This is a genomic window from Mucilaginibacter sp. (assembly GCF_039925265.1).
GTDB lineage: Bacteria > Bacteroidota > Bacteroidia > Sphingobacteriales > Sphingobacteriaceae > Mucilaginibacter.
The window spans coordinates 22,756-45,471 of the sequence record NZ_JBDSZG010000015.1; the positions used below are offsets into that span (position 1 = coordinate 22,756).

The following is a 22,716-nucleotide window of genomic DNA, read 5'->3' on the forward strand; positions in this document are numbered from 1 at the left end:
GGTTTGTTTTGTACTGCTTTACTATTATTAAGTGATGCTGAAACCATCTTTAAAACCGCGGAACATTTCTTTCTTTTGATCTTGTTTATAGTGGAGGTAGCGCAATCCGCGGGTTAAAACCGTGTAAGCCAGTGCCACCTGCTTAACCGGGAAAGAATAATTTTTACGGATAAAATAAACCCGGTTACGATTAAGGTAATAGATAGAAAACAGCGATTCGCCCCCGCCTGTACTGCTCGATACCTTGTGGAACACCTCCAGTGTTGGCATATAAAATATTTTGTAGCCGGCTTTTATCAGCCTTACTACAAAGTCGGTATCATCATAGTAAACAAAGTATTTTTCGTCCATCAGGCCAACTTTATCGAAAACCTTACTGTTTAGCAGCATAAAGCAGGTTGGCGCGTAATCAAAATAGCCTTCTTTGTTAAATGCTTCGGTATCCTGCTGGTTATCGCCAACATGGCCGGTATAGCCTTTGTATTTTAGCATAGTGCCGCCGGCCATCCATATAGTGCGGGTGCCGTGGTAAAATATCTTGGGGATGATAACAGCCTCATTTTTTTCTTCGGCACATTTTACCATGTCTGCCAGCAAAAAATCCTGCGGAAAATCAATGTCGTTATTTAATAACACTACGTAAGCGCTATTATCTTTTAAAGCCAGTTCTATCCCCTGGTTATTTCCTTTAGCTACCCCGTAATTGCCGGGGTTTTTTATATGGGTGATATGGCAGATTGGGTACTTGTTTAGTAATTGGTTTACAACAGCGTCCGTTTCGGCACCGGGCGAATTATCAATAAGGTACAGATGATAATCCTTAAAAGTTTGGACGGAAAGGCTTTGGAAAAACCCTTCCAGCACATCATCACTTTTGTATAAAACGGTAACTAAACCTACTTTTGCCATAGCTATTTTTTCTCTTATTTATGTGTTAAGCTTTTTTTGACGAAGCGCCGCTTAACTTTTTTCCAATTTTTATAAAGGGTTTTTCTATTAAATTATAGGTGATCACCGATACCGAAATGGTAACGCCTATCCATATAACCGCTGTAACCGCCGTATTGCCAATGGCGGGTATAATAACAAGTATCGTGCCCTGAACAAGGTAAAGCGAGTAACTTATGGTGCCCATATAAACCAAATACACCGGGAATTTTATATTACGGAGCGATACCGCTGCAAAAAACACTAAATACGCTGCAAGTATGGCCAGTGTAACAGGTAAAAAACTTTTATCGCCACCCAAGGCAGGCTGGTCTTTTCCGTATAGGTTTGTATAGGTATTAAACAGCAGTACCATTAAAACCAATAACATCATGCCGGCAAATGCCCGGGCCGATAACTCGCCGTTTACAAGGCGGTAAAACAGCGTACCAACAAACATGCTGGTCAGGAAAAAGATCATCCCCCATCCCCCGCCGGCTAAATGAAGAATACCGATGGCTACGCCCCCCGCAAAAAACGATAACGCCAAAAAGGCCAGTGCTATCCACATCGTTTTTTTGATGAACCCAAAAAAGAAAATTGCAGATATAATGAAGTAAAAGAGCAGTTCGAGGCACAGTGTCCAATATAACGGCATTACATCTGGTACACCCAAAAAATGCTGGAACATAAATATGTTAATGATAATGGTTTTTGCCGCCGGGAAGCCCGCCGGGTATAGCCCTAACCGGATACTAATTAACACCGATACGATACTGAGCAGATACAAGGGGAAGAGCCTGAAAATACGGCTTATCCAAAATGTTTTAAGAGAAGCACCTTTTTCTAACGAAACCGGGATAATGAAACCGCTGGTGAGGAAAAAAACCATTACACCAAATAATCCGCATTGAAAATAATAGGTGGTAAAATGTTTGAAAGCGGGCCATATGTTTTCAAAAACGTGCTGAAATAATACAGCGAAAGCGGCTATAAAACGTAAGAAATCCAAGAATCCGAGCCGGTGCTTTTTTGGATCCGCTATGCGGGTTGTATGTGATTGGTTAGACAAAGTTATGGGTTAAGATAGTTGTGTGACTGTATCGGCGCCAGGCGATAAATTATCTTGCATTGCAAAATAACACCTGCCCAAATAAAAACCGTAAATAATTATAACAAACAATTCTACACCATTAAAAAATAAAAACGCAATTAAAAACGCATAGTACTTATTCTCGAAGGAGGTAATAATGGGCGAATTGAATTTCCTTGTGAAATAACAAAGCCAGGTGAAGAAAATGACGAGCCCAAATTCGCAAACAAAATAAAACCATCGCATATCCAGATTATAGGTTAACGTGCCAAGCGGCCTGGAGCCTTCCACGTTGTAAACAAAGTAGCGGGTTGGTATGTAGCCGCCATTTTTTATACCATAACCGGTTAGGTATAACCACGGTTGGTCCTCGAAAAATTTATATACGGGCAATTCAGAGTCTTTTTGTAAAGGCAATCCCCCTACCTGGCTATCGGCGGCGTTAAGGTCCTGCACGTCGTACCGTTCAATGGCCCGCGATAACACCAGGTTAACAACGTAATTATCGCTGTGCGCCAAATAAAAATCAAATAACACCTGCTTTAATATCGAAATACTGTAAACTGTAAGCAATATGGTAGCAAGCACTAAAGCAATGTTCAGCCGTATGTTTTTTATCCTCCGGAACAGGTAAAATACCACTATGGCTATTATTACGCCTATTACAAATGTTTGCGATGCGGTGAGCAGACCAACCATCAAAACAATTGCTATAGGAATTAATTTTTTGTCTCTCAAAAATAAGGGAAAAGAAAAAACCAGGAAGGAGGCCAAGGTTTTAGGTTCCACAAAAAAAGCGGATATACGAGCACTGCCGGCCTGTACATCATTGGCTGTGTAACTTAAATACTGGCTGCGTAACCCAAAGATCCGCAGGAGTAATGAATTGCTGGTAGCAGTTGACAAGAACAATTGGAACAGCCCAATATAACAAGAGATAAGGGCTACTTTTTTTACCACGTCAAAAAAATACTCGGTACTTTTTACCTGGCCTTCTTTAAACATACGGGTGCCCAGGAATACCAGGGGCAAAAAGAATTTACCATAAAAGAAAAAGCCGTCGTAATACACCCGCGCTATTGGCGGGTTGCTGCCTTCAAACACGTCAAAGCCCGCTAAAACTAAAAGAGATATTATGATGGATGATAAAAATGGCAGAAAAAGGATAATGAGCATAGATAACCGCAATAATAGCCTGCCCCGTATAAGTGCGATAGCTTCCGATGCAAAAAAGTAGGTTGTTACAAAAAATAGCGGAGCTATGGTATTACTAATAAATGATATGATAAACGTTGAACTGGCAACGCTATAAAGTATCAACTCGATAGCACCTATTTTGCGCTTATTGTACATCCAAAATAAAAAGGCTGTAAACAGTATGCATTCTATGCTTACAAAACCCTCTTCTATAATTGACGTGGCCTCCATTTTTATGAATGCTGCTCGTTAATTGGTTTTGTTGCGGGCACGCTTTCCCAAACACCGTTATCGAAAGAATACTGTTTTATAATACGTGCCGGCGTACCCGCGAGCACGCAATAATCGGGATAGGTTTTACCTAATACTACCGAATTTGCCGCAACTACGGTATGCAATCCAAGCACAGTGCCTGGTAAAATAACCACGTTGTTATATATCTTACAATCGTTGCCTATGGTTACGCTGCTTACCTCCAGGGGCTGGCGGTCTGGCGCAAGGGTAATATCGGTGTAAGGGTGGTTTATATCGCTGATGGTTACGTTTGCTGCAATGGCAGTATTACTTCCAATTATAATTTTATTAGCGCAGGTAAGGTGTAAATTTTGCTCTATAGATACATTGTTGCCAATGGTTATTAAAGGGTTGTATTGTTGGTTAAGGTGCGCCGGTACGCCTTCTATTCTCGCCCCATCGCGTATAAAAACCTTATCGCCGGTAGCTAAGTATTGGTAAGTTATCAGTAGTGGGTTAAGCACTATGTTTTTTTTACCGCAGCTTTTCATTTTAAAGCGGTTAAAGAAAAGCAATAAAAAATAGTAGTAATAAATTTTAAGGCGATAGCTCATCAAATGCAAATATCAAATTAAATTTTGGTGTTAGGGTCAACGTTTAACTCCATATAATCTTTAACGTTCCATAACAACGGCGCGTTTTTTTCTAACCATTCGGTGTCTTTATCCCACCATTTAGTGGCGAGCAGCTTTTGTATCTCTTCGGGTTCGAACCTATACCTGATGTGCCTGGCAGGTATACCGCCAACAATGGAGTAAGGGTCCACATTTTTCGTAACCACCGCATTAGAAGCAATTATGGCCCCATCTCCTATGGTGATCCCATCAGAAATAACAGCGTTTGCACAGATCCAAACATCGTTACCTATTGTTACCTTACGGTAAGGGTTGTGTTTGTCATCAGGCGAAAAGTTTTTTAAGCAATAGGGCGGGTTTGAGTATATGGCCGGATGCGTACTTACAATGGTACGCGTAGGGTGTTTACCCGGTGCTATGCGAACGTTTGGCCCTATCGAACAAAATTTACCTATTTCGGCTTCCAATATCACGGTACCGTCTGAAACATAACTAAAATCGCCAAGGCTGGAGTTTGCTACAAAAGCGTTTTCCGCCAGCCAGTTATATTTCCCAAAAACCACATTAATTGCCCTGCTTTTGTAGCCAATACGTAAATGACTTCCCCAATATTTAGTTTGGTAGCGAATCTTACCGGCCAACCATTTAAAATACGCTAATAAAGGGTTGCTAAGAAAACCGGTGTCGATGTACTTTTTAAACATGATATCTGTATTGCATATCGCTAAGGTAAAGCTAAGGCTACCTGTTGCGTATATCTGCTATTTTAAATTTTAAAAAATAATAACAAACAATGGCGGTGGCTATTACCAGGCAGGCAATATCTGTTATCAGGGTATATGCCTTTACAAAGTTGCAAACATTAAACAACACAACCACAAAAAGTGCCAACGCATAATAAATGTCCGATCGCCTTAACAGCACGTTTACATTTACACTAAAACGTTTGCCAAAATGCAGCATAATATAAAATGAACCTATAATAACCGCCGCAAACCATCCCAAAACTACGCCATAACCACCTATCATGTACCCGAGCAAAAAACTAATGGCGGCATTAGCCAGGCCAAGTAATAAATGTGTTTTTATCAGCACATTTAAATTAGCCTTGGCCATATAATAAAAGTACGATGGCGTTATAAGCAGGTTTACAAATAAACTACAGGCCAGTATAATAAGTGTATAGTAAAACACGGGCTGATAGTTGCCTATCCATAACAACGCAACCAAACGGCCACCCAATATAATGAAAGCCGTGCTTGCCAGCGAGAAGAACAGCACATTAGAAAATATTTTTTTATAGAACGTCTGCACTGCCGGTACGTCATCATTTAAATTCACCATAATGGGGACTAAAGATTGTGTGCTGTTTACAATAACGCCCCGCGCCTGCATTAGTAAGCGGTTAGCCATTTCGTAGTAACCTACAAACGCCATTCCGCCAAATTTGCCTAATAGTATTTTGGTTACCGGCTCGTTAAGCATGTTGGCCAACGAAATAAACTGAAACTTCATGCCGTAACTAAAAATCTGCTTAAAAATAGCTTTACTCCAATTCCATTTTAGGGGATTATAAGCCGTATGGATAATTACAAACACCATGCAGGCCGAAAGTGTAAATAAGGATTGTGCAACTTGTGCAAAGGCTACTCCCTGCAGCCCATAATGCGGAACAAGGAAATAGGTTGCTCCCAGCAATAAAAGAGATGATAAACTAAATAATATACTGCGGATGTAGTTTTTTTGTAGCCCATCCAACACCGAAGAAAACACGCCGTTCACCGCGTTTATAATAAGGCAAAGTAGCGAATAAGGCAATATCAGTAAACCTTCGTTTAAATACTTGAGAGGCAATACGTGCTTAAGTATCAGGTCTGCAAAAGGGTAAATGACACATGCGATGAGTAAAAACAGGCCCAATAAAAATAACGAAGCCGTAAAGATCAGCTCACGCATTTTGCTCCTGTCGTCATCTTTAGAATACAATGCCACAAACCTGATCACCGAATCGGCTACGCCAAAGTTGGCCAGGTTAGCTAACGAAGAGGTGGATAATACTACCGACCATACGCCGAGCAACTCAACACCAAGAGATTTTAAAAGGATGCGGTAAAGAAAAAAATAAACAAGCCCTATCAATAAAACCTGCGCGCCAGAACTTATTACGTTAATGAGTACGAGGTGTTTACCAGCCTTTTTAGTAGTATCGATCATATAAAAAATTGCACTCTTAAATAAGCCAATAGCTTTTTAAAGGGTGCAAATATAGGCTCAATTATTTATATAATCCTTAATAATGTCCAGTATATAATCATAATGGCTTTCGTTGAGGCCCGGCCAAACACCCAGCCAGAAGGACTGGTTCATGATGATATCCGTATTGGCAAGGTCACCTACAGTGCGGTGGTTAATGTTGGCATACGCTGGCTGACGCAATAAATTACCACCGAATAAAAGCCGTGTGCCTATCATTTTTTCTTCGAGGTGTTGCACCAGCATATGCCTGTCGGCAGCGTCTCCTTCACGTAGGGTAAGCAGGAAACCAAACCATGATGGATCGCTATGCTTTGTAGGTTCGGGCAGGATAAATATCTCCTCCAACTCTTTCATGCGCTCGTAAAGTGCCTTATAATTCTCGCGGCGGCGCTGCACAAAGTGATCCACTTTTTTTAGCTGCGATACGCCGAATGCAGCCTGCATATCGGTAACTTTAAGGTTGAAGCCAATGTGCGAATAAGTGTATTTATGGTCGTATCCGTAAGGTAACGAACCCAATTGCTGCGAGAAGCGGCATCCGCAGGTGTTATCTTTTCCCGGTTCGCAATAGCAATCGCGGCCCCAGTCTCTAAAGCTTTCGGCTACTTTGGCCAGTTCGGGGTTGTTTATTAAAACGGCGCCGCCCTCTCCCATGGTGATGTGGTGTGCCGGGTAAAATGAGAACGTGGAGATATCGCCGAATGTGCCTGTTTTTTGCCCGCGATATGTTGCGCCAAGGCTGTCGCAATCGTCCTCCACAACCCACAGGTTATATTTTTTGGCCACCCTCATTACCTCATCCAGGTCGAATGGGTTGCCGAGAGAATGCGCTATCATGATCGCTTTGGTTTTTGGCGATACAGCCGCCTCAATATCTTCGGCCTTTACGTTGTGTGTGGCTATATCCACATCCACAAATACCGGGATAGCACCAAACTGGATCATTGGGTTTACCGTGGTTGGGAAACCAGCTGCGACGGTTATAACCTCGTCGCCGGGTTTTACGGCGCGGTCGCCCAGTTTTGTAGAAGTAAGCGCGTAAAACGCTACTAAATTTGCCGATGAGCCGGAATTTACCAACAGCGCTTTATGTGCGCCGAAGTATTTGGCAAAGTCGTACTCAAAAGAATTTGCAAAACGCCCGGCGGTAAGCCAGCCGTCCAAGGCAGCATCTACCCCATATAAAATATCTTCTTCATCCATCACCTTGCCGGTAACCGCTATATAGTTTTTACCCGCGATAATTTCCCTGGTGGTGTTTTTTTTGATGACAGCCGCTAACTGGCTTTTTATACTATCGTCGATATTTTTGTAGGGGTGCATAGTGATATATTTAGTAGGTGCTAATGTCTTTCGTCTTTTATTTATTGTCTCTTTTTATACCACTCTATGGTTTTCTTCAGCGCGCTATCGAACCCAATTTGTTGCTTTACACCCAGAGTCTCTTTAATAGCCGAGGTATTTGGTATAGATATGGATGATTGCACGGGGTAGGCTTTTGAGTATTTCAGCAATACGTCAATTTTATTGGGGAAGTTGGCTGTTATTTTACCGGTCAGGTCCTTTAGTGAAATAGCCTCATCACCGCCAATATTATAGGTAGCCGCAGTTTTGCCGTTGGCAAGCGCCATCAGTAACCAGCAGGCTACATCGCTGCCGTAGAGGTAGCTGCGCATGGTGTTCTCGTTACCTAATATGCGGATGGGGCCGTTCAGGATGCTATCCCTGATGAAGTTGTTAATGGCCCATGGCTTCTCTAAATTTTGGTATGGGCCAATGAACGAGAACGGGCGGGTGATCACCACCGGCAGTTTCTGCTGGTTGCGGTAGATGGCGCAAACGGTCTCTGCCATGCGTTTTGCTTCGCTGTAGGCGGCGTTTACGGTGTTACTGTCAGATACGCCTATCTCACCTTCTTTGATACCTTGCGGCGATGATTGCAGCGGGTGGCCGTATATGGTATTGGAACTAAGGTGTACAAATTTATTTAGCCCCGGTAAACGTAAACAGGCATCTAATAAGGCTTGCGTTCCCTTATAAAACGTTTCGATGGTTTTTAGCGGGTTGCTTACGTGCGTACGGTTATCCGGCGAACCAGCGGCGTGAATGATCCAGCGGACATCCTCCGGTAAAACGCTCACATTGCGAATGTCCTGCTCTATCAGCGTAACGTATTTCAGCGCGGCCAAATGCGGAACCTCAGCGCGGTAATCTTCCATATCGCGCGCCAGCAGGTAAAGTTTTATGCCGAAGTTTTCGTCGTCGTTTAAAACGGAGGTCACTTCGGTAATCCATTTGCCAATAAAGCCGGTACCGCCGGTTACCAAAATGCTTTGCCCGCGCAAAACTTCGAGCGATGGTATGTACCCGCTTAGCGAAGCCCTGCAATCGGCTTTTATATCGTTTAATTGTTCTTTTTTCATTTTTCCCGGCGTTTAACAATATCCAAAACAACCTCTATGATCAGATCCTCCTGCCCCGCCACCACCTTGCGCCTGCCCAGTTCGAAGTATACATCGCGCTGGTCAACATTATATTCTTTGGAGATGCGGTTTACATGCTTGGAGAAACCCGAGAACACCCCCGCAAGCCCGCTCACCACGCTTTCAGATTTTATTACCGGCACCACAGGCATAATCTCCCGCTCGGCAATATCCGCAGCATCCAATATTTTATAAAGGTTTACGCCGGTTGAGTAGCCCATTTTTTCTAAAACGGCTATCAGTACTTCCAACTGAGCATTACCTGCCCCGGCACCAAAGCCACGGGCCGTTCCATCCAGCATAGTCGCTCCGGCTTCTATCGCAGCAATGCTGTTTGCAATGCCCATCCCCAGGTTATTATGACCGTGAAAGCCTACCGGGATAGCCAATCCGTCAACCAAGGCAGTAATACGTTCAGTAACATCAGATGGTAAATAGGCGCCCGCCGAATCCATAATAATAATGCCTTCGGCGCCGTACAGCTCCATCTTTTGGGCCTCTTCTACCAACAGTTCCGGCGATGCCATGTGGGTCATCATCAGTACACCATAGGTTTCCTTACCCTTTTCGCGGGAGTAGCCTATATGGCGTTGCGTAATATCCGCTTCGGTACAATGTGAGGCTACGCGGATCACATCAACACCCCATTCAATCGCCATCCTTAGGTCGCGCTGTATCGTGGCAAAACCCGGGATAACATGGATGCCCAGCTTGCTTTTGCTGAGGTGTTTGCGTGCTGTTGTTAACAATACTTCATCGCTTTCCAAACTCTCCCCTACCTGTAGTGATGAGGCACCCAGTCCATTACCATGCCCTACCTCAACAATAGGTACACCTGCGTTATTCGCCGCCTCGCAATACGTCGCTACCTGTTTGGCAGATAGCTGGTGCGATACAGCGTGGTTGCCGTCGCGCAGTGTAGGGTCGCTGATGAGTATATGTTGCTTCATTAATTTGCTAAAAAGTTCGTACCAGCCGGGTCGGACGCTTTTTTGGCGTACTCCTCTGCTACGGCTATTGCCGCGCAATTGATGATATCCAGATTACCCGCGTATTTAGGCAGATAATCGCCCAGACCCTGCGCTTTAACCATTACTACAATGCGGCCATTCTCATATATCGGCGATACCAGTAATTGATAGCCCGGCACATAAGAGTTTATATTCTTTACCATTGCTTCCACAGCAAGCGTTAACGCTTCGATGTTAGGGTTGGAAACCTTGGCAAATATGGTGGTTTGCATATCAATGCAGGGATTGGCCGGGTTCAAATTCAAAATAGCCTTTGCCCTTTTTGCACCAGAGAACAGCCTTACGCCCTCCTCGGTAGTTTCTATATATTCATCCAGGTTTAGCCTTGTTGCCGGCCCTGCGCTGCGCGATGCGATGCTGGATACTACTTCAATATACTCCACCTCCGGGTGTGTTTGCCCGATGAGGTAAGCGATGGGTATAGAGGCCTGGCCGCCACAGGTTACCATATTTACGTTTTGCTGCGCGATTGCATCATTCAGATTCACCGCGGGGATACACAGGCCGCCGATTTTTGCGGGGGTCATGTCCACAACTATCTTTCCTAATTTCTTCAGTATTGCCCAATGGTGCTGGGCGTCTTTTGCGGATGTAGCATCAAATACCAGGTCGCAGCAATCCGGGTCTTTTACAATGGCATTAATGCTTTGATCGGAAACTTTTACACCCAAACTAATAGCTTTTGCCATACCCGGGGAGGATAGGTTACGGCCAATAAAAAGCACGCACTCCAGGTATTCCGACCGCTGAATTTTGATCAGCAGGTCCGTCCCGATGTTTCCGCTTCCTAATATGGCTACCTTTAGTTTGCTCATGGTGTAAATTTTAGTTCACTTCTATCGTTTGCGATTTGGGGTGCAGGCCAGCCAGCATATGGGCTTTCAATTCCTCCCGCGGTATAAATGGCGACAGATCCTCCAGCGGCGGCGAGATCAGCGTACCATCTTTTTGGATAGCAAGTGATAGCTTCGGTACAAAAGTTTGGTGTGGGTGGGTAAACACCTCGCAGATGACCGGGCCATTGTGTGCCTGCACCTGCGGGATAATTTCATCGAAATCCTCCCAGGTACGGATCCTGAAACTCTTGAACTTAAAGGCATCAGCCAATGCCGAAAAATCCGGACAACTCACGCCCGATTTACGGTCGGTACCGGCAGCACGACCATTAAATAATGCCTTCTGCGTGTTTTTTATCATCAAATAACCATCGTTATTAAAAACGAACAGCTTGATAGGCAGGTTATGATGCACCATGGTTTGCAATTCCTGCAGGTTCATCATCATGCCGCCATCGCAATTCAAACACATCACCTCGCCATTATTGGTAGCGAAGGAAGCGCCGATAGCGGCTGGCAGTCCGTAACCCATTTCGCCAAGACCGGTAGAGGTCATCAGGCGCTGGCCTTTTTTCAGCTTTAACACCTGGTGTCCGCTTAGTAAGGCGGTACCCATATCAGTCACAATAATTTGGTCGTCTTTTAAATGGGCGTTCAGTTTATCCATAAACGGATAAGAATTGATAAAACCATCTTTATCCGGGTGGTCGAACGGATTTACCCATGGGAAATCCTCGCGGTATTTATCGCAGGTGGCAACCCATTCGCTGTAGTCAGTTGAAAGATCCTTGGTTTGAGCCAATAGCTCAGTAATGAAATCCTTAGCATCAGCCACAACGGTTGTTTTGTATCGCGAGGCATATTTTGCCAATTCGTGCTCGTCTATATCCACAACGGCTATTTGTGCTTCACGCGCGAGTTCGTTTATCTCATACCCTATCTGCGGGATAGCCATACGCGTGCCAATACACAGCAGGTAATCACAGTTTTGTACTACAAAGTTTGCGCAGCGCTGGCCATAAGTACCCGCCCTGCCATAAACCAGCGGATGATACGAATCTACCATATCTATGCCTGCCCACGTAACCAAAGCAGGTGTGCCCAACTGTTCCAATAAAGGTTCCAACAGGTCCACTGCATCAGCCAATCTGATACCGTGGCCAAGCCAAAGCACGGGGCGCTTAGCCGCCTTTAGATCAGCAACTATGCTGCTTACCTGTGTTGGCAGATCTTTTGATGGGATGGCTGCCGCAGGTTTTTCATAGGGTAGTATCGCGCTTTCATCAATCACAGATGATTGGATATTCATCGGCACGTCCAGCCAAACCGGCCCCGGGCGGCCTTCTAAGGCGATGTCCCAACATTTGTTTAACTCAACGGTTATATCTTTTGGTTCGAGCACCCGACCAGCGTATTTCGTTACCTTTTCTACCATCAGGGGGCTGTCGTAACCCTGTACGCCCCACATCCTTACATCTTTATGCAGGTCGATGAATTTAGAATTTTCGTTACCGGAGATCACAATGCAGGGGATAGAATCGGCCCAGGCGCTTACTACGCCTGTGCTGGCATTGGTAGAGCCTGCTCCTGTTGTGAGCAAAGCCGCGGTAACTTTGCCGGTAAGGCGGTAATATGTTTGTATAGCCATACAGGCGGCCTGCTCGTGGTGTACGCAAACTATTTCGGTGTAACCCTTACTGAATATCGAATCGAAGATGTGCGCGTTGCCCGCGCCAATTATTCCAAAAACATGCCTTATTTCTTTTTCTTCTAAAAAATCGGCTATAGCATCGCTTATTTTCATGGATAGTAAAAACTATTTATACAAGGTAACTGTCAATCGTGCGCTTAAATCCTGTCGCAATATTTGTTTGCGGGTGCCAGCCTAAAGTTAGCAATTTATCTACATTCGGGGTGTTGCGCAACAGCGGGCTCTTTAAATACTGGTCACCGGTGGAAGCTTCCACCTTAATAACCCTTAAACCGGCGTCGCTTAACTTTACAACAGTTTCGGCAAGTTCTAAAATACTATGTTCTTCATCCGGGTTGCCAACGTTATAAGCTTCGCCGGGTGTGCCGTTCAATAATACGGTAAAAAAACCGATGGTGGCGTCTTTTAAATAACAAAAAGCCCGCCGGGCCGATCCATCGCCCTTCATTTCTATATTTCGGGCGTTTACTATGTCGGCTACAAAATCGGCATAAACGCGGCCATCATCCAGTAACATCCCCGGCCCATAGGTATGAAACGGGCGCACCACTTTGGCACTGACGCCATATTGCTTATAATAACTTACACAGATGTTCTCACCCATCCGTTTGCTTTCACCATAGCAGGAACGTACCTGCATCGGGTCGAGATAACCGTAATAATCCTCTTTTACGGGGTTGTGCGCGTTGTCAATTTGCCCGTAAACCTCGCCCGAACTAAAATACAGGAAGGATTCTGTCTCTTTTTCCCTCGCCAAGTTCATCAGGTTCAACGTACCCAGTACATTGGCACTTAACGTCCCCACAGGGTCTGTACCATAGTATTTGGGGCTGGCCTGGCTGGCCGCGTGGATAATGAAATCAACCTTTTTACTTGTTTGAACCGGAAGGCTTACATCCTGCTCCATAAAGCTCAAACTCTCATTATCAGCATACGCAGCAAATCGCTTTTTCGCCTTCGCGATATTCCTTACGAGGGCAATAACCTTTACATCGATACCTGCTTTCGCGTTAACATATAGTAACGACTCCACCATATACGCCGGTAAAAACCCATTCGCGCCTGTTATTAAAACCGTTTTACCGCCAAAGCGTCCCCAATCAATAGCCGACTGGCGAATTGCTTCCAGGTCCTCTAAAACAATTTTATTGCTGGTCATTTAAACTATTTATAAATTCCAGGATCTGTTCTTCTGTGTATGCGTTAGCTTTATCCTTATCGGCATAATAATTCTTATACCAGTCAATAGTGTATTGCACCGCTTTTTCGGCGTTAAGCATAGGTGTCCAATTTAACTCGCTTTTTGCTTTGCTAATGTCCAGTTTCAGCAAACCCGCTTCGTGCGGCTGGCTGGTATCTATATTGGTAAAGTAATCACCGTGTCCCCAGCATTTGATAGCAAGCTCTACCATCTTCTGCACCGGAAAAGCATCGTTCACATCCGGGCCAAAGTTGTAGGCTTCAGAATAAGTTGTCGGTTGTCCGGCAAGTTTTGCTCCTAAAAGCAAATATCCAAACAAGGGCTCCAAAACATGCTGCCATGGCCTTACCGAATTGGGGTTACGGATCTCGATTTCCTTATCATCGGCCAAAGCCCGTACAATATCGGGTATCAGCCTGTCTTTAGACCAATCTCCCCCGCCTATAACATTACCTGCACGGCCCACTGCGATTGCTTTTTGATGCTTATCGTAAGTTTCTATATTAAAGAACGAGTTGCGGTACGAATTGATCACCAGCTCGGTACAGGCTTTGCTGGCGCTGTATGGGTCGTACCCACCGAGGCGGTCGGTCTCTTTGTAAGGGTAATTCGTTTCGTTGTTGTGATAAACCTTATCGGTAGTAATTAAAACCGCGTTGCAGGGCTTTTGTAACAGCCCCATGGCATCTAAAACATTCGCTGTGCCTATGGCATTCACTTCAAATGTTTCCGAAGGAATTTGGTAAGATAACCTAACCAATGGCTGCGCTGCCAAATGAAATATAAAATCGGGTTCGAAGCTGGCTACGGCATCGTTAAGCGCCTTTCGGTCGCGCAGATCTGCTATAACCGACTGGCAAATAGAATCGCCATGTATAACACTGTAAAGGTTCAATGCACCCTCCGGCGCTAAGGCATAGCCTTTAACATTGGCACCCAGCAAGCTGAATATTTTTACCAGCCACGAGCCTTTAAAACCCGTATGCCCGGTTAAAAACACTTTTTTGCCTTTATAAACTTCGGTCAGTTTGTTTAGCATAGGTTACCATATCTTCCAGGGAGCGTTGCCGGCATCCCACATTTCGTTAAGGTCGTGTTTATCTTTCAGCGTATCCATGGGCCGCCAAAAACCATTGTGTCTGTAGGCATCCATCTGGCCGTCTTTGGCGATGCTTTCCATCGGGTCTTTTTCCCAAATGGTGCTGTCGCCGCTTTTTATGTAATCAAAAACCTGCGGCTCGCATACAAAGTAGCCACCGTTTATCCAGGAGCCATCGCCCTTAGGTTTCTCAAAAAAGGAATGCACCTCGTTTTTTTCATTAATGTCCAGCACCCCAAACCTGCCCGAAGGCTGTACAGAAGTTACCGTACAATATTTGCCGCCGGTTTTATGAAATTCCACCAGGTCGTTTATGTTGATATTACCAACACCGTCGCCGTAGGTAAGCATAAACGGCTCGTTATTGATGAAGGGTTGAATGCGTTTGATACGCCCGCCGGTCATAGAATCATTGCCGGTATCTACCAGGGTGATCTTCCATGGCTCGGCCTGCGAATCGTGTACCTGGATGGAGTTGTCTGCAAGATCAATGGTAACATTAGACCGGTGCAGGAAGTAGTTGGCGAAGTATTCTTTTATTACATATCCTTTGTAACCGAGGCAAACCACAAAATCGTTAAAACCGAAGGAGGAGTATATTTTCATGATGTGCCAAAGCACCGGCATACTGCCAATTTCTACCATTGGCTTCGGCTTCAGTACGGTTTCTTCAGAAAGGCGCGTACCCAATCCGCCGGCTAATAATACAACCTTCATATTTTGTTTTTATTGATCAACTTGTATTTCAATATCATCTGTAAGCGGGAAACTGCTGCATAATAAACGCTCATCAGGCTGCAGTCCGTCGGGTAATTTTTCTACCCCTATCATCTTTACATCACCTTTTAGCAGGCGGCCCTTACAAACCAGGCAGTTTCCTGTTTGGCAGGAGTATGGCATATCAATACCGGCATCTAACGCGGCCTCCAGTATGCTTTTGCCCTTTACCGCCTCAATTACAGCACGTTCGCCATTGTTAGTAATGCCAACCGTACGGGTAACGATGCCCTTAAAATCGGCAGGGTTGCGTACCACTTCAAAATCTTCTGAATATACGTTTTTACCTTCAATACCTAAAGCGGAGAGTGCAGCTTTTACAGATTCTTTTAAACCGGCCGGCCCGCAGATGTAATGAATGGTATCGTCCAGCACCCCTTCGGTGTGCATTACCGCTAAAACTTTGTTAGGGTCTATCCGGCCCTGTACCAGGTATGGGTTACTTTGCGATACGGCCAACTGTGTATGAAAATGCCATGCAGAAAAGTTGCTGAACGATACAGAAAGCTCATTTATCTTATCCTGAAAAATCACACTTTCGGCGTTGCGGTTACCGTAAACAAGCGTAACATGCCCGCCAATACTTTTATGCAAAGCATACTTAGCTATAGAGATCAGTGGGGTGATGCCGCTTCCGGCTCCCCATAAAACGATATGCGTTTCGGTGGTAATAACCTCTTCGTTCAGTATAAAATCGCCCATAGGGGGCATTACTTCCACCAGGTCGTCCACCTTTACTTTATCAATAATATGGTTAGATACAATGCCGCCCGGCACGCGCTTTATGGTAACCTCTAAATTTGCATCAACAGCGGGTGCCGACGAGAATGAATACGGGCGGATATATCGCCGTCCGTTTATCCTGAAAGTAAGGGTAAGGTATTGCCCTGGCAGGTATTTAATTTTTTTTAGGCCGGGTTGTTTAAAGGATACCGTTACAGCATCCTCTGTTTCCTGATGTATACCAACAACCTTTAAAGTAAAAAATTGCAATGTTTCTAGTTTTTACGACATTAATTTTCCTGCTGCTTTTCTTGCCACAAGTGCTACAATCCCTAAAATAGCCCCTAATACAAAACCGATGACAATACCTTTAGCTTTGCCTATTTTATTAACGCTAAGCGGTAATACGGGCTGATCTATCACTTGTATCAAAGGCGTTTCCTGGCGAAGAGATATTTTGGAGATCTCGAGGTTTTTTACAATCTCGCTGTAAATGGCCGAACTTGCCTGCACATCTACCTGCCGCCTTTGTGATGGCACTTTTAAACTAAGCATGGCCGGGTTGGCGTTCGGCGCCGCATCAATAGCCGAGGCCACACCACTAATAGATGAATTTAAAACGGCCCGTACACTATCGGCCTGACGCTGTAAAACTTGTATGTTTTGTGCGCTTTTTTTGGTTTTTGTAAGGGTGTAAAAGTTATTTACGGTTTCTACCAATTTATTATTGAATTCTTTGGCAAACAGCTCATCTTTGGTCATTACATCAACCCTGATGATGCTTAGCTTTTTATCAAGCTTGGTTACCCCAAGCACTTTCCGGTTAAACTCTTCGGTAATATCGGTTATGATACTATCCTGTGTACGGCTAAACTTTGTCGGATCGCCATAAAAAGAAACAGACTCGATGGCATTCTTAGTCTTCCATTTCTCTCGAAGCTTATTAAAATCGATATACCTATCTATCAGCAGTTGTTTTCTGCCATTTATCTGCACTTCGCTCAGCAAGGCTTTTTCTATCATCACCCGCGATTTGTAGAGCTCGAGGATATTATCCCCCTGGAATATTCCGCCTCCATCTTTACCAAGGTCTATGCCAGCTAAAGACGCCAGCCCGGCATATTGGCCAAGTGCACCGCCTTTGCCGCCGTTCTCTTCTAACACGAAGGTTGATGTAGCCGTGTATACCGGCTTTTTAACTACCGAAAACGCGACACCTGCTATTGCGCCTACGATGCCAATCAATAAAATAATATACCATTTACGTTTGAGGTAATTGATCGCCGACTTGATATTGCTGACTATATCCCTAATGGATATCTCGTCTGCATTGTTGTTACTGGTGCTCTGGTTACCCGTATCCATACTATTTAGAAAGATTGATGATACCCAATATAATTGCCCCTAATGATGCCAGGCCGGTTGTAATGCCTATTACTTCCGGTGCCGATAAACCACGATGCTCGGGCTTTTTGGTAACGTATATCTCGCTCCCCGGTTTAACGCTGGGATGCAGATTAAAAAACAAGAATTTACTTGTCCCGCGTACCGTTCCGTTAGGATACACTACGTACGAACCTTTTTTTGATGCTCTTGATGAATATCCGCCGGCATTTAAAACATAATCGTTAAAGGATTTGCCTTTGCTGTAAACTACCGCGCTTGGGTAAAGCACTTCGCCGTTTACACGCACAAGTTGCTGCTGTTTAGGTACCCTGATGATGTCGTTATCCTCCAATCGCAGGTCGATGTTGGAACCGGGCTTTTCCAGGATCTCTTTCAGATCAATGCCCACAAAGTTATTGCGTAGCTGCGGTGTATCGTTTGCTGTAGAATCTTTGTTAGTTTGTTTTAACCGGCTCAGCCTTTCCAGCCGCTCTTTTTCTACCGCGTTGGTATCTATCCCGTTTTTGTTAATGCCCAAAATGGCAAAATTATCGCGTTTAAGGGTGCCGCCGTCAGCATCGGCAAATGCAGTTAAGCCACCCGCACGCGCAATTACATCTGATATTCTTTCGTTTTTCTGTTTAATGGTATAATAACCGGGGTAAAGCACCTCGCCTTCTATTTTGATAGTGCTCTGTTTTTCGTAACCCGGCAGGCTATATATCGATACGATATCAAATGGTTTTAACTTAAAACTTGCATCGCCATTTTTTAACTGCCCGTCAACATCAACATTAAAAACCTGGGCCAGGCTACTTGTTTTTGAGTTGGGGTCGCTGTCATTCACTCGTCTTGCCACTTCGATACGCTTGGCACTCGCACCTTCGGTAAAGCCACCTGCTTTTACGATCAGGTCTTCCACGCTCATGTTTTCGGCATAGGCAAATTCACCCTGGCTGCGCACTTCACCCTTAATGGTAACCCGGTATTCGTCCCTAAGATCGAAGATGGAAGAGATGCTTACCACGTCTTCGCGCTGCAATAAAATATCGGGTGTGGTTTTATTCAGTATACCATTTACATCAAAGGAGATCAGCTCCGTAGTATTATCGGGTTTAAGCCGGGTGATGCTACCACGCGCTGTGAACGCGTCCTCTTTTAGGCCTGCCGCGTTTTTAATCAATTGCGATAAGGTGAGTCCTTTTTGCAGTTCGTATTCTCCGGGACGAAAAACTGCGCCCCCGATCACCACGCGATTTTCATAACGATCGAGAATGCGCTCCACGGTAAATTTGTCGCCCCGCAGCGGGATGTAATTCTTGTAATCGGCCTCAACCACATCGCCTATACGGCGCTGCTGATCGTTTATTTGTGATACCTTGATGCGTGCGGTAAAAGCCTGATCGGTAAAGCTACCGGCAAAGCGTAATACATCCTGCAGGCTTTCACCTGCCACAACTTCAAACAAGGCCGGGTTTTTTACCTCGCCAACCAATTCTACACGTGTGCGGTATGTGGGTACCCGGATGATATCCTGGTCTTGCAGTGCAATATTATCTTTCTGATCACCTTTTACTAAAAAATCGTAAACATCCAGGCGCCTGATGATGCGGTTATTGCGGATGATCTCTATCTGGCGGAAGGAGCCGTTATCGTTTGGCCCGCCTGCCGAGTATAGGGCATTAAAAACGGTGGCCAACGATGGCAGCGTGTAGGTACCGGGTTTTACCACCTCGCCTACCAAAATAACTTTTATGCTGCGGATATTGCCCAGGCTCACCTGCACATTGGTGCCGCGGCCAACAGCGTAATTATTAGCCGCAAGCTTGCTTTTAATAGAAGCGGTTGCCTGTTCGATAGTTTTACCCGAAACATTTAAGATGCCCACCCCGGGGATATTGATATTCCCTTCCGGTGATACATCCAGCTTCCAGTTAACGAGTGACGCGCCGTATACATTGATATTTAGCTGATCCTCGGGACCTAAGATATAATTTACCGGCGTGGCTATCTTTAAGTTCGGCTCGAAGGTGATGTTGCTGTTACGAAACAAGTTAGCCCCGAATATTTTTGGTGTGAACGCACCATATAGGTTATCCCTTGATGATGTGTTAACGCTATCGGGGCGATAGTTTAAACTGCGCGTTGTTCCAGGGTCGGTTGTGGATTGCTGCTGATCGGTAGTTGAGTTACTCGCCTTACGGATGGTAGCCACCCGGTTTTGCAATATTTGTGCCTGCTCGGCAGATAAACCGCGCGCCTGCAGGGTTTGCAGTAGTTGCGCATCCGTCATACCGGTGGCTTGTGCCTGTTGTAAGATCTGGCGCAGTTGCGCGTCAGACAGGTCGTTGACGTTTACGCCGGATAAATTTTGCGGGATACTTTGTGCTTGTGCCGGGCTAATGGCCAACAGGCATAGTATGGTAAAAAGAAGTACTAAGTAAGGTTTTAAACGATTCATATGTGGATGACTAAATAGCGCAGCACTCAGTTGCATTTTTAACAAAATAAGCACCAGTTATGCAGTAAATATACTTGATTATTTGATTTGGGCGATGATCAAACATAGTAGCGGCAGCGTGTTTAAGTAGCAAATATATACTAAATTCCGAAGCTTGAATGCAAAAGTTAGTGACGCCTGTGTTAACCATAAGTAGCTTAAAATGTTTTACCGGCGTTGAAGAATGATAGTAAAAAAATACAAATGCCTTAGGCAGTGCATAAAAACATTAATTTTGAACGATGAATTATTTTGAATTTTACAACATCACCGAATCGTTCCACCCTGACCTGGCCGCGATAAAAAAACAATTTTACGCGCTGAGTAAAAAATACCACCCCGATTTTTTTGCCAACGAGGATGAGGTAAAACAACAGGAAATACTGGAGCTTTCCACCTTAAATAATAAAGCTTACCAAACGCTGTCCGACGCAAATAAGCTATCCGAATACATTTTAAAGCTGCACGGATTGGTAAATGAGGGGGCAAAACCACAGCTCCCGACAGATTTTTTAATGGAAATGATGGATATTAACGAACGCTTGATGGAAATTGAGAACGCCGAACAACTTGCCGGGGTTACTGCCGAAGTGCTTGCCATTGAGGGCGATATAAACGAAGAACTGGCAACTTTAACCACCGGATATGAGGGTTTGGGCGATACCGCGAAAGAAAGCAGGCTTAACGAAATTGCAAATATTTACTACAGACAAAAATATCTGTTGCGGATTAAGGAGAGTTTAAATACATTTGCATCCCGCTTCTGAGCAGCTAACGCGGCCTCAGAGTAAGCAAGCCCAGCTGGCGGAATTGGTAGACGCGCTGGTCTCAAACACCTGTGGGAAACCGTGCCGGTTCGACTCCGGCGCTGGGTACAGAGCCTTTCTGAGCAATCAGAAGGGCTTTGTTGTTTTAACGCATTTCGAGCTTCTTGTACTTAAAAATTAGAAGTGATGATAACACCTGCCACAACTAAAAGGAGTATTAATAGCAAATCTCAAGCTTATATCCTTTTCCGCGTATAACAACGATGTTGATATTTGGATCAAATTCCAATTTTTTTCTGAGTTTTGATATGAACATATCCAAGCTCCGCCCCACAATAACACCTTCATCTTCCCATATCTCCTTTTGCAGGCGGCTTCTCTCTATAGTCTCATTGGGCGACAACGCGAAAATGTGCAGCAGGCGCGTTTCAGTTCCGGTCAGGTCTATGCTGTTGTTATTTATTATCAACTGCCGTTCCTCCGCATTAAACAATACCGGGCCTAAAAAGAATGTCTTAGTATATTGATCGTTAGGTAAGGCTTTGCGCGGCTTTGATCTTGAAACAATAAAACCAACAAATGCTAAAATTGGCAGGCTGCTCAAAAGATAGCCACTCATTGCTGTGTTTATACCCGTCGGTTTAAATTTAATGTTAACCGCGTAACGTGCTGTAGGTTGCCTTCTTCCTCTGCATGGCACAATATCATCTTTTTTATTTTTGGATATAGCGTATCCATAGGCTACACTGGAGTTGCCACGGTTCAGAACGTTAACAACATAATCACCAGTTAGCGGGTCATTGGCCAACAAACGCCGGATAGTATTCACCAGCGAGTTCGATTGAAAAGTAAACTCATTCTCAAAGCTGATCTGGTATTCATTTTCTGCTATCCTTTTTACCGGGAGCACCCTTGATGTGCTGTCGCCCGATTGCAAGAGTAGTTCATGTCCTATCCTGCGGAGCAAAACTTCTCTTCTGGAGATATCAAAGTCGTCACTATCAGTCATACTGAAAGCTACGCAGATCACAGAAATAAACAAAAGCAATATCGCTCCAGCCAGGTACTTGCCTTTCCCGGACAGGAGATTTGGGCTATTAAGCATAGTGTAAAGTTTTTATTTACAAAGTTTACATTTTTATTTACAATCTAAGTTCCTCAGGCTGAATTATATCAAAGTATTTTTGTTGCACCAACTTTAAAAGGATATGAAAAATAAAAAGAATGCCTTAAACGGATCTGATTTATCAGCAGATAGATCTATGTTAATTAAACCTACAAAAAATATGAAAAAAGTTATTTATGCGCTGATCTTACCGCTGGTTGTGGTAAGCGGACTTGTATTTGCTAATGGCGAAATTAAAAATGAAACTTCTAAAAGGCCAACCCCAAAGCCACTCTCTGCTGCTGAAAGGGCAGCCGAACTGAAAAAATGGGAGGCTACCCCTGATGGTGTAAAGTTCAAAAAATGGGAAGCGTCTCCCACAGGTAAAAAAGTGTATGCCGGCGCTGCTAAAATAAGGAAGCATATAAGTGCTTTTACCAATATGGAGGCTGTTATAACCTCTCTTTCTCTTCCGCCAGGATCAAGATTAGGTTTCGGTGTGATGGCCAGGATTAATGGTGTAGATTACATTGTAAAATTTGAGCCGGAAAAGTCTCAACTTGAGCAATTAAATAGCCTGAAAGTTAACGACAAAATAATTATAAAAAGCCATAACGTATCGTACGCGCCCAAGTATTCATACCCAATAGTATCGGGCGAATATGTAGAACGAGATAGTAAAGTAATTTTTAAACGTGTCCCTCGCAAAGGCGGTTGCTGAGCAAATAAAAATGAAATACATATTGTATGGCTGA

At 44.4% G+C, this 22,716-nt stretch carries 20 protein-coding genes and 1 tRNA gene; 3 read left to right on the forward strand and 18 right to left on the reverse strand.

What is annotated here, in order from left to right; genetic code table 11:
* Window positions 1-27 precede the first annotated feature (27 nt).
* The 17 genes from ABIX36_RS07785 to ABIX36_RS07865 all read right to left on the reverse strand — a co-directional run bounded on the left by ABIX36_RS07785 (window position 28) and on the right by ABIX36_RS07865 (window position 20,050).
* On the reverse strand, window positions 28-909 hold the full coding sequence (locus ABIX36_RS07785) for a glycosyltransferase family 2 protein (RefSeq protein ID WP_348081601.1): 882 nt from the start codon (window positions 907-909) through the stop codon (window positions 28-30).
* Window positions 910-934: 25 nt separating this feature from the next.
* Window positions 935-1,999, reverse strand: coding sequence for an acyltransferase (locus ABIX36_RS07790; RefSeq protein WP_348081602.1), 1,065 nt, complete (start codon window positions 1,997-1,999; stop codon window positions 935-937).
* A gap of 9 nt (window positions 2,000-2,008) precedes the next feature.
* Window positions 2,009-3,448, reverse strand: a complete 1,440-nt coding sequence (locus tag ABIX36_RS07795) for a hypothetical protein (protein ID WP_348081603.1) — start codon at window positions 3,446-3,448, stop codon at window positions 2,009-2,011.
* 2 nt (window positions 3,449-3,450) lie between these two features.
* On the reverse strand, window positions 3,451-4,002 hold the full coding sequence (locus ABIX36_RS07800; RefSeq protein ID WP_348081604.1) for an acyltransferase: 552 nt from the start codon (window positions 4,000-4,002) through the stop codon (window positions 3,451-3,453).
* 80 nt (window positions 4,003-4,082) lie between these two features.
* Window positions 4,083-4,790 (reverse strand): CatB-related O-acetyltransferase, encoded by a 708-nt coding sequence (locus ABIX36_RS07805; RefSeq protein WP_348081605.1) that lies wholly within the window; start codon window positions 4,788-4,790, stop codon window positions 4,083-4,085.
* Window positions 4,791-4,827: 37 nt separating this feature from the next.
* On the reverse strand, window positions 4,828-6,300 hold the full coding sequence (locus tag ABIX36_RS07810; RefSeq protein ID WP_348081606.1) for an oligosaccharide flippase family protein: 1,473 nt from the start codon (window positions 6,298-6,300) through the stop codon (window positions 4,828-4,830).
* 57 nt (window positions 6,301-6,357) lie between these two features.
* A complete protein-coding gene (gene rfbH / locus ABIX36_RS07815) occupies window positions 6,358-7,665 on the reverse strand; it encodes a lipopolysaccharide biosynthesis protein RfbH (protein ID WP_348081607.1) in 1,308 nt (435 codons plus the stop codon).
* 41 nt (window positions 7,666-7,706) lie between these two features.
* Window positions 7,707-8,765 carry an NAD(P)-dependent oxidoreductase gene (locus ABIX36_RS07820; protein ID WP_348081608.1) on the reverse strand — a complete coding sequence of 353 codons (1,059 nt, stop codon included), beginning with the start codon at window positions 8,763-8,765 and terminating at the stop codon, window positions 7,707-7,709.
* Window positions 8,762-9,775 (reverse strand): 4-hydroxy-2-oxovalerate aldolase, encoded by a 1,014-nt coding sequence (gene dmpG, locus ABIX36_RS07825; RefSeq protein WP_348081609.1) that lies wholly within the window; start codon window positions 9,773-9,775, stop codon window positions 8,762-8,764. The genes ABIX36_RS07820 and dmpG overlap by 4 nt, the downstream gene beginning before the upstream one ends.
* A complete protein-coding gene (locus ABIX36_RS07830; protein WP_348081610.1) occupies window positions 9,775-10,671 on the reverse strand; it encodes an acetaldehyde dehydrogenase (acetylating) in 897 nt (298 codons plus the stop codon). Before ABIX36_RS07830 ends, dmpG begins: the two co-directional genes overlap by 1 nt.
* Before the next feature lie 10 nt (window positions 10,672-10,681).
* Entirely contained in the window at window positions 10,682-12,496 is a 1,815-nt protein-coding gene (locus tag ABIX36_RS07835; RefSeq protein ID WP_348081611.1) for a thiamine pyrophosphate-binding protein, read from the reverse strand.
* A 16-nt stretch (window positions 12,497-12,512) separates the two neighbouring features.
* Window positions 12,513-13,562 carry an NAD-dependent epimerase/dehydratase family protein gene (locus ABIX36_RS07840; RefSeq protein WP_348081612.1) on the reverse strand — a complete coding sequence of 350 codons (1,050 nt, stop codon included), beginning with the start codon at window positions 13,560-13,562 and terminating at the stop codon, window positions 12,513-12,515.
* On the reverse strand, window positions 13,549-14,643 hold the full coding sequence (gene rfbG, locus ABIX36_RS07845) for a CDP-glucose 4,6-dehydratase (protein WP_348081613.1): 1,095 nt from the start codon (window positions 14,641-14,643) through the stop codon (window positions 13,549-13,551). The genes ABIX36_RS07840 and rfbG overlap by 14 nt, the downstream gene beginning before the upstream one ends.
* 3 nt (window positions 14,644-14,646) lie before the next feature.
* Complete coding sequence (rfbF, locus tag ABIX36_RS07850; RefSeq protein WP_348081614.1) at window positions 14,647-15,420, reverse strand: glucose-1-phosphate cytidylyltransferase; 774 nt, start codon at window positions 15,418-15,420, stop codon at window positions 14,647-14,649.
* 9 nt (window positions 15,421-15,429) lie between these two features.
* Window positions 15,430-16,473, reverse strand: coding sequence for a ferredoxin--NADP reductase (locus tag ABIX36_RS07855; RefSeq protein WP_348081615.1), 1,044 nt, complete (start codon window positions 16,471-16,473; stop codon window positions 15,430-15,432).
* Window positions 16,474-16,485: 12 nt separating this feature from the next.
* The gene (locus ABIX36_RS07860; protein WP_348081616.1) at window positions 16,486-17,568 is read right to left on the reverse strand and encodes a Wzz/FepE/Etk N-terminal domain-containing protein; all 1,083 of its coding nucleotides are present in this window, start codon (window positions 17,566-17,568) and stop codon (window positions 16,486-16,488) included.
* 1 nt (window position 17,569) lies between these two features.
* The gene (locus ABIX36_RS07865) at window positions 17,570-20,050 is read right to left on the reverse strand and encodes an SLBB domain-containing protein (RefSeq protein WP_348081617.1); all 2,481 of its coding nucleotides are present in this window, start codon (window positions 20,048-20,050) and stop codon (window positions 17,570-17,572) included.
* A 281-nt stretch (window positions 20,051-20,331) separates the two neighbouring features.
* Between ABIX36_RS07865 and hscB the strand changes: the two genes are divergently transcribed.
* Complete coding sequence (gene hscB / locus ABIX36_RS07870) at window positions 20,332-20,856, forward strand: Fe-S protein assembly co-chaperone HscB (protein ID WP_348081618.1); 525 nt, start codon at window positions 20,332-20,334, stop codon at window positions 20,854-20,856.
* Window positions 20,857-20,884: 28 nt separating this feature from the next.
* Window positions 20,885-20,964 (forward strand) — tRNA-Leu (locus ABIX36_RS07875).
* A gap of 109 nt (window positions 20,965-21,073) precedes the next feature.
* Here ABIX36_RS07875 and ABIX36_RS07880 read toward each other — a convergent pair.
* Entirely contained in the window at window positions 21,074-21,961 is an 888-nt protein-coding gene (locus tag ABIX36_RS07880; RefSeq protein WP_348081619.1) for a winged helix-turn-helix domain-containing protein, read from the reverse strand.
* Between the two features lie 103 nt (window positions 21,962-22,064).
* Between ABIX36_RS07880 and ABIX36_RS07885 the strand changes: the two genes are divergently transcribed.
* Window positions 22,065-22,682: a hypothetical protein gene (locus ABIX36_RS07885; RefSeq protein WP_348081620.1), complete on the forward strand. Its 618-nt coding sequence runs from the start codon at window positions 22,065-22,067 to the stop codon at window positions 22,680-22,682.
* Window positions 22,683-22,716: the final 34 nt, after the last annotated feature.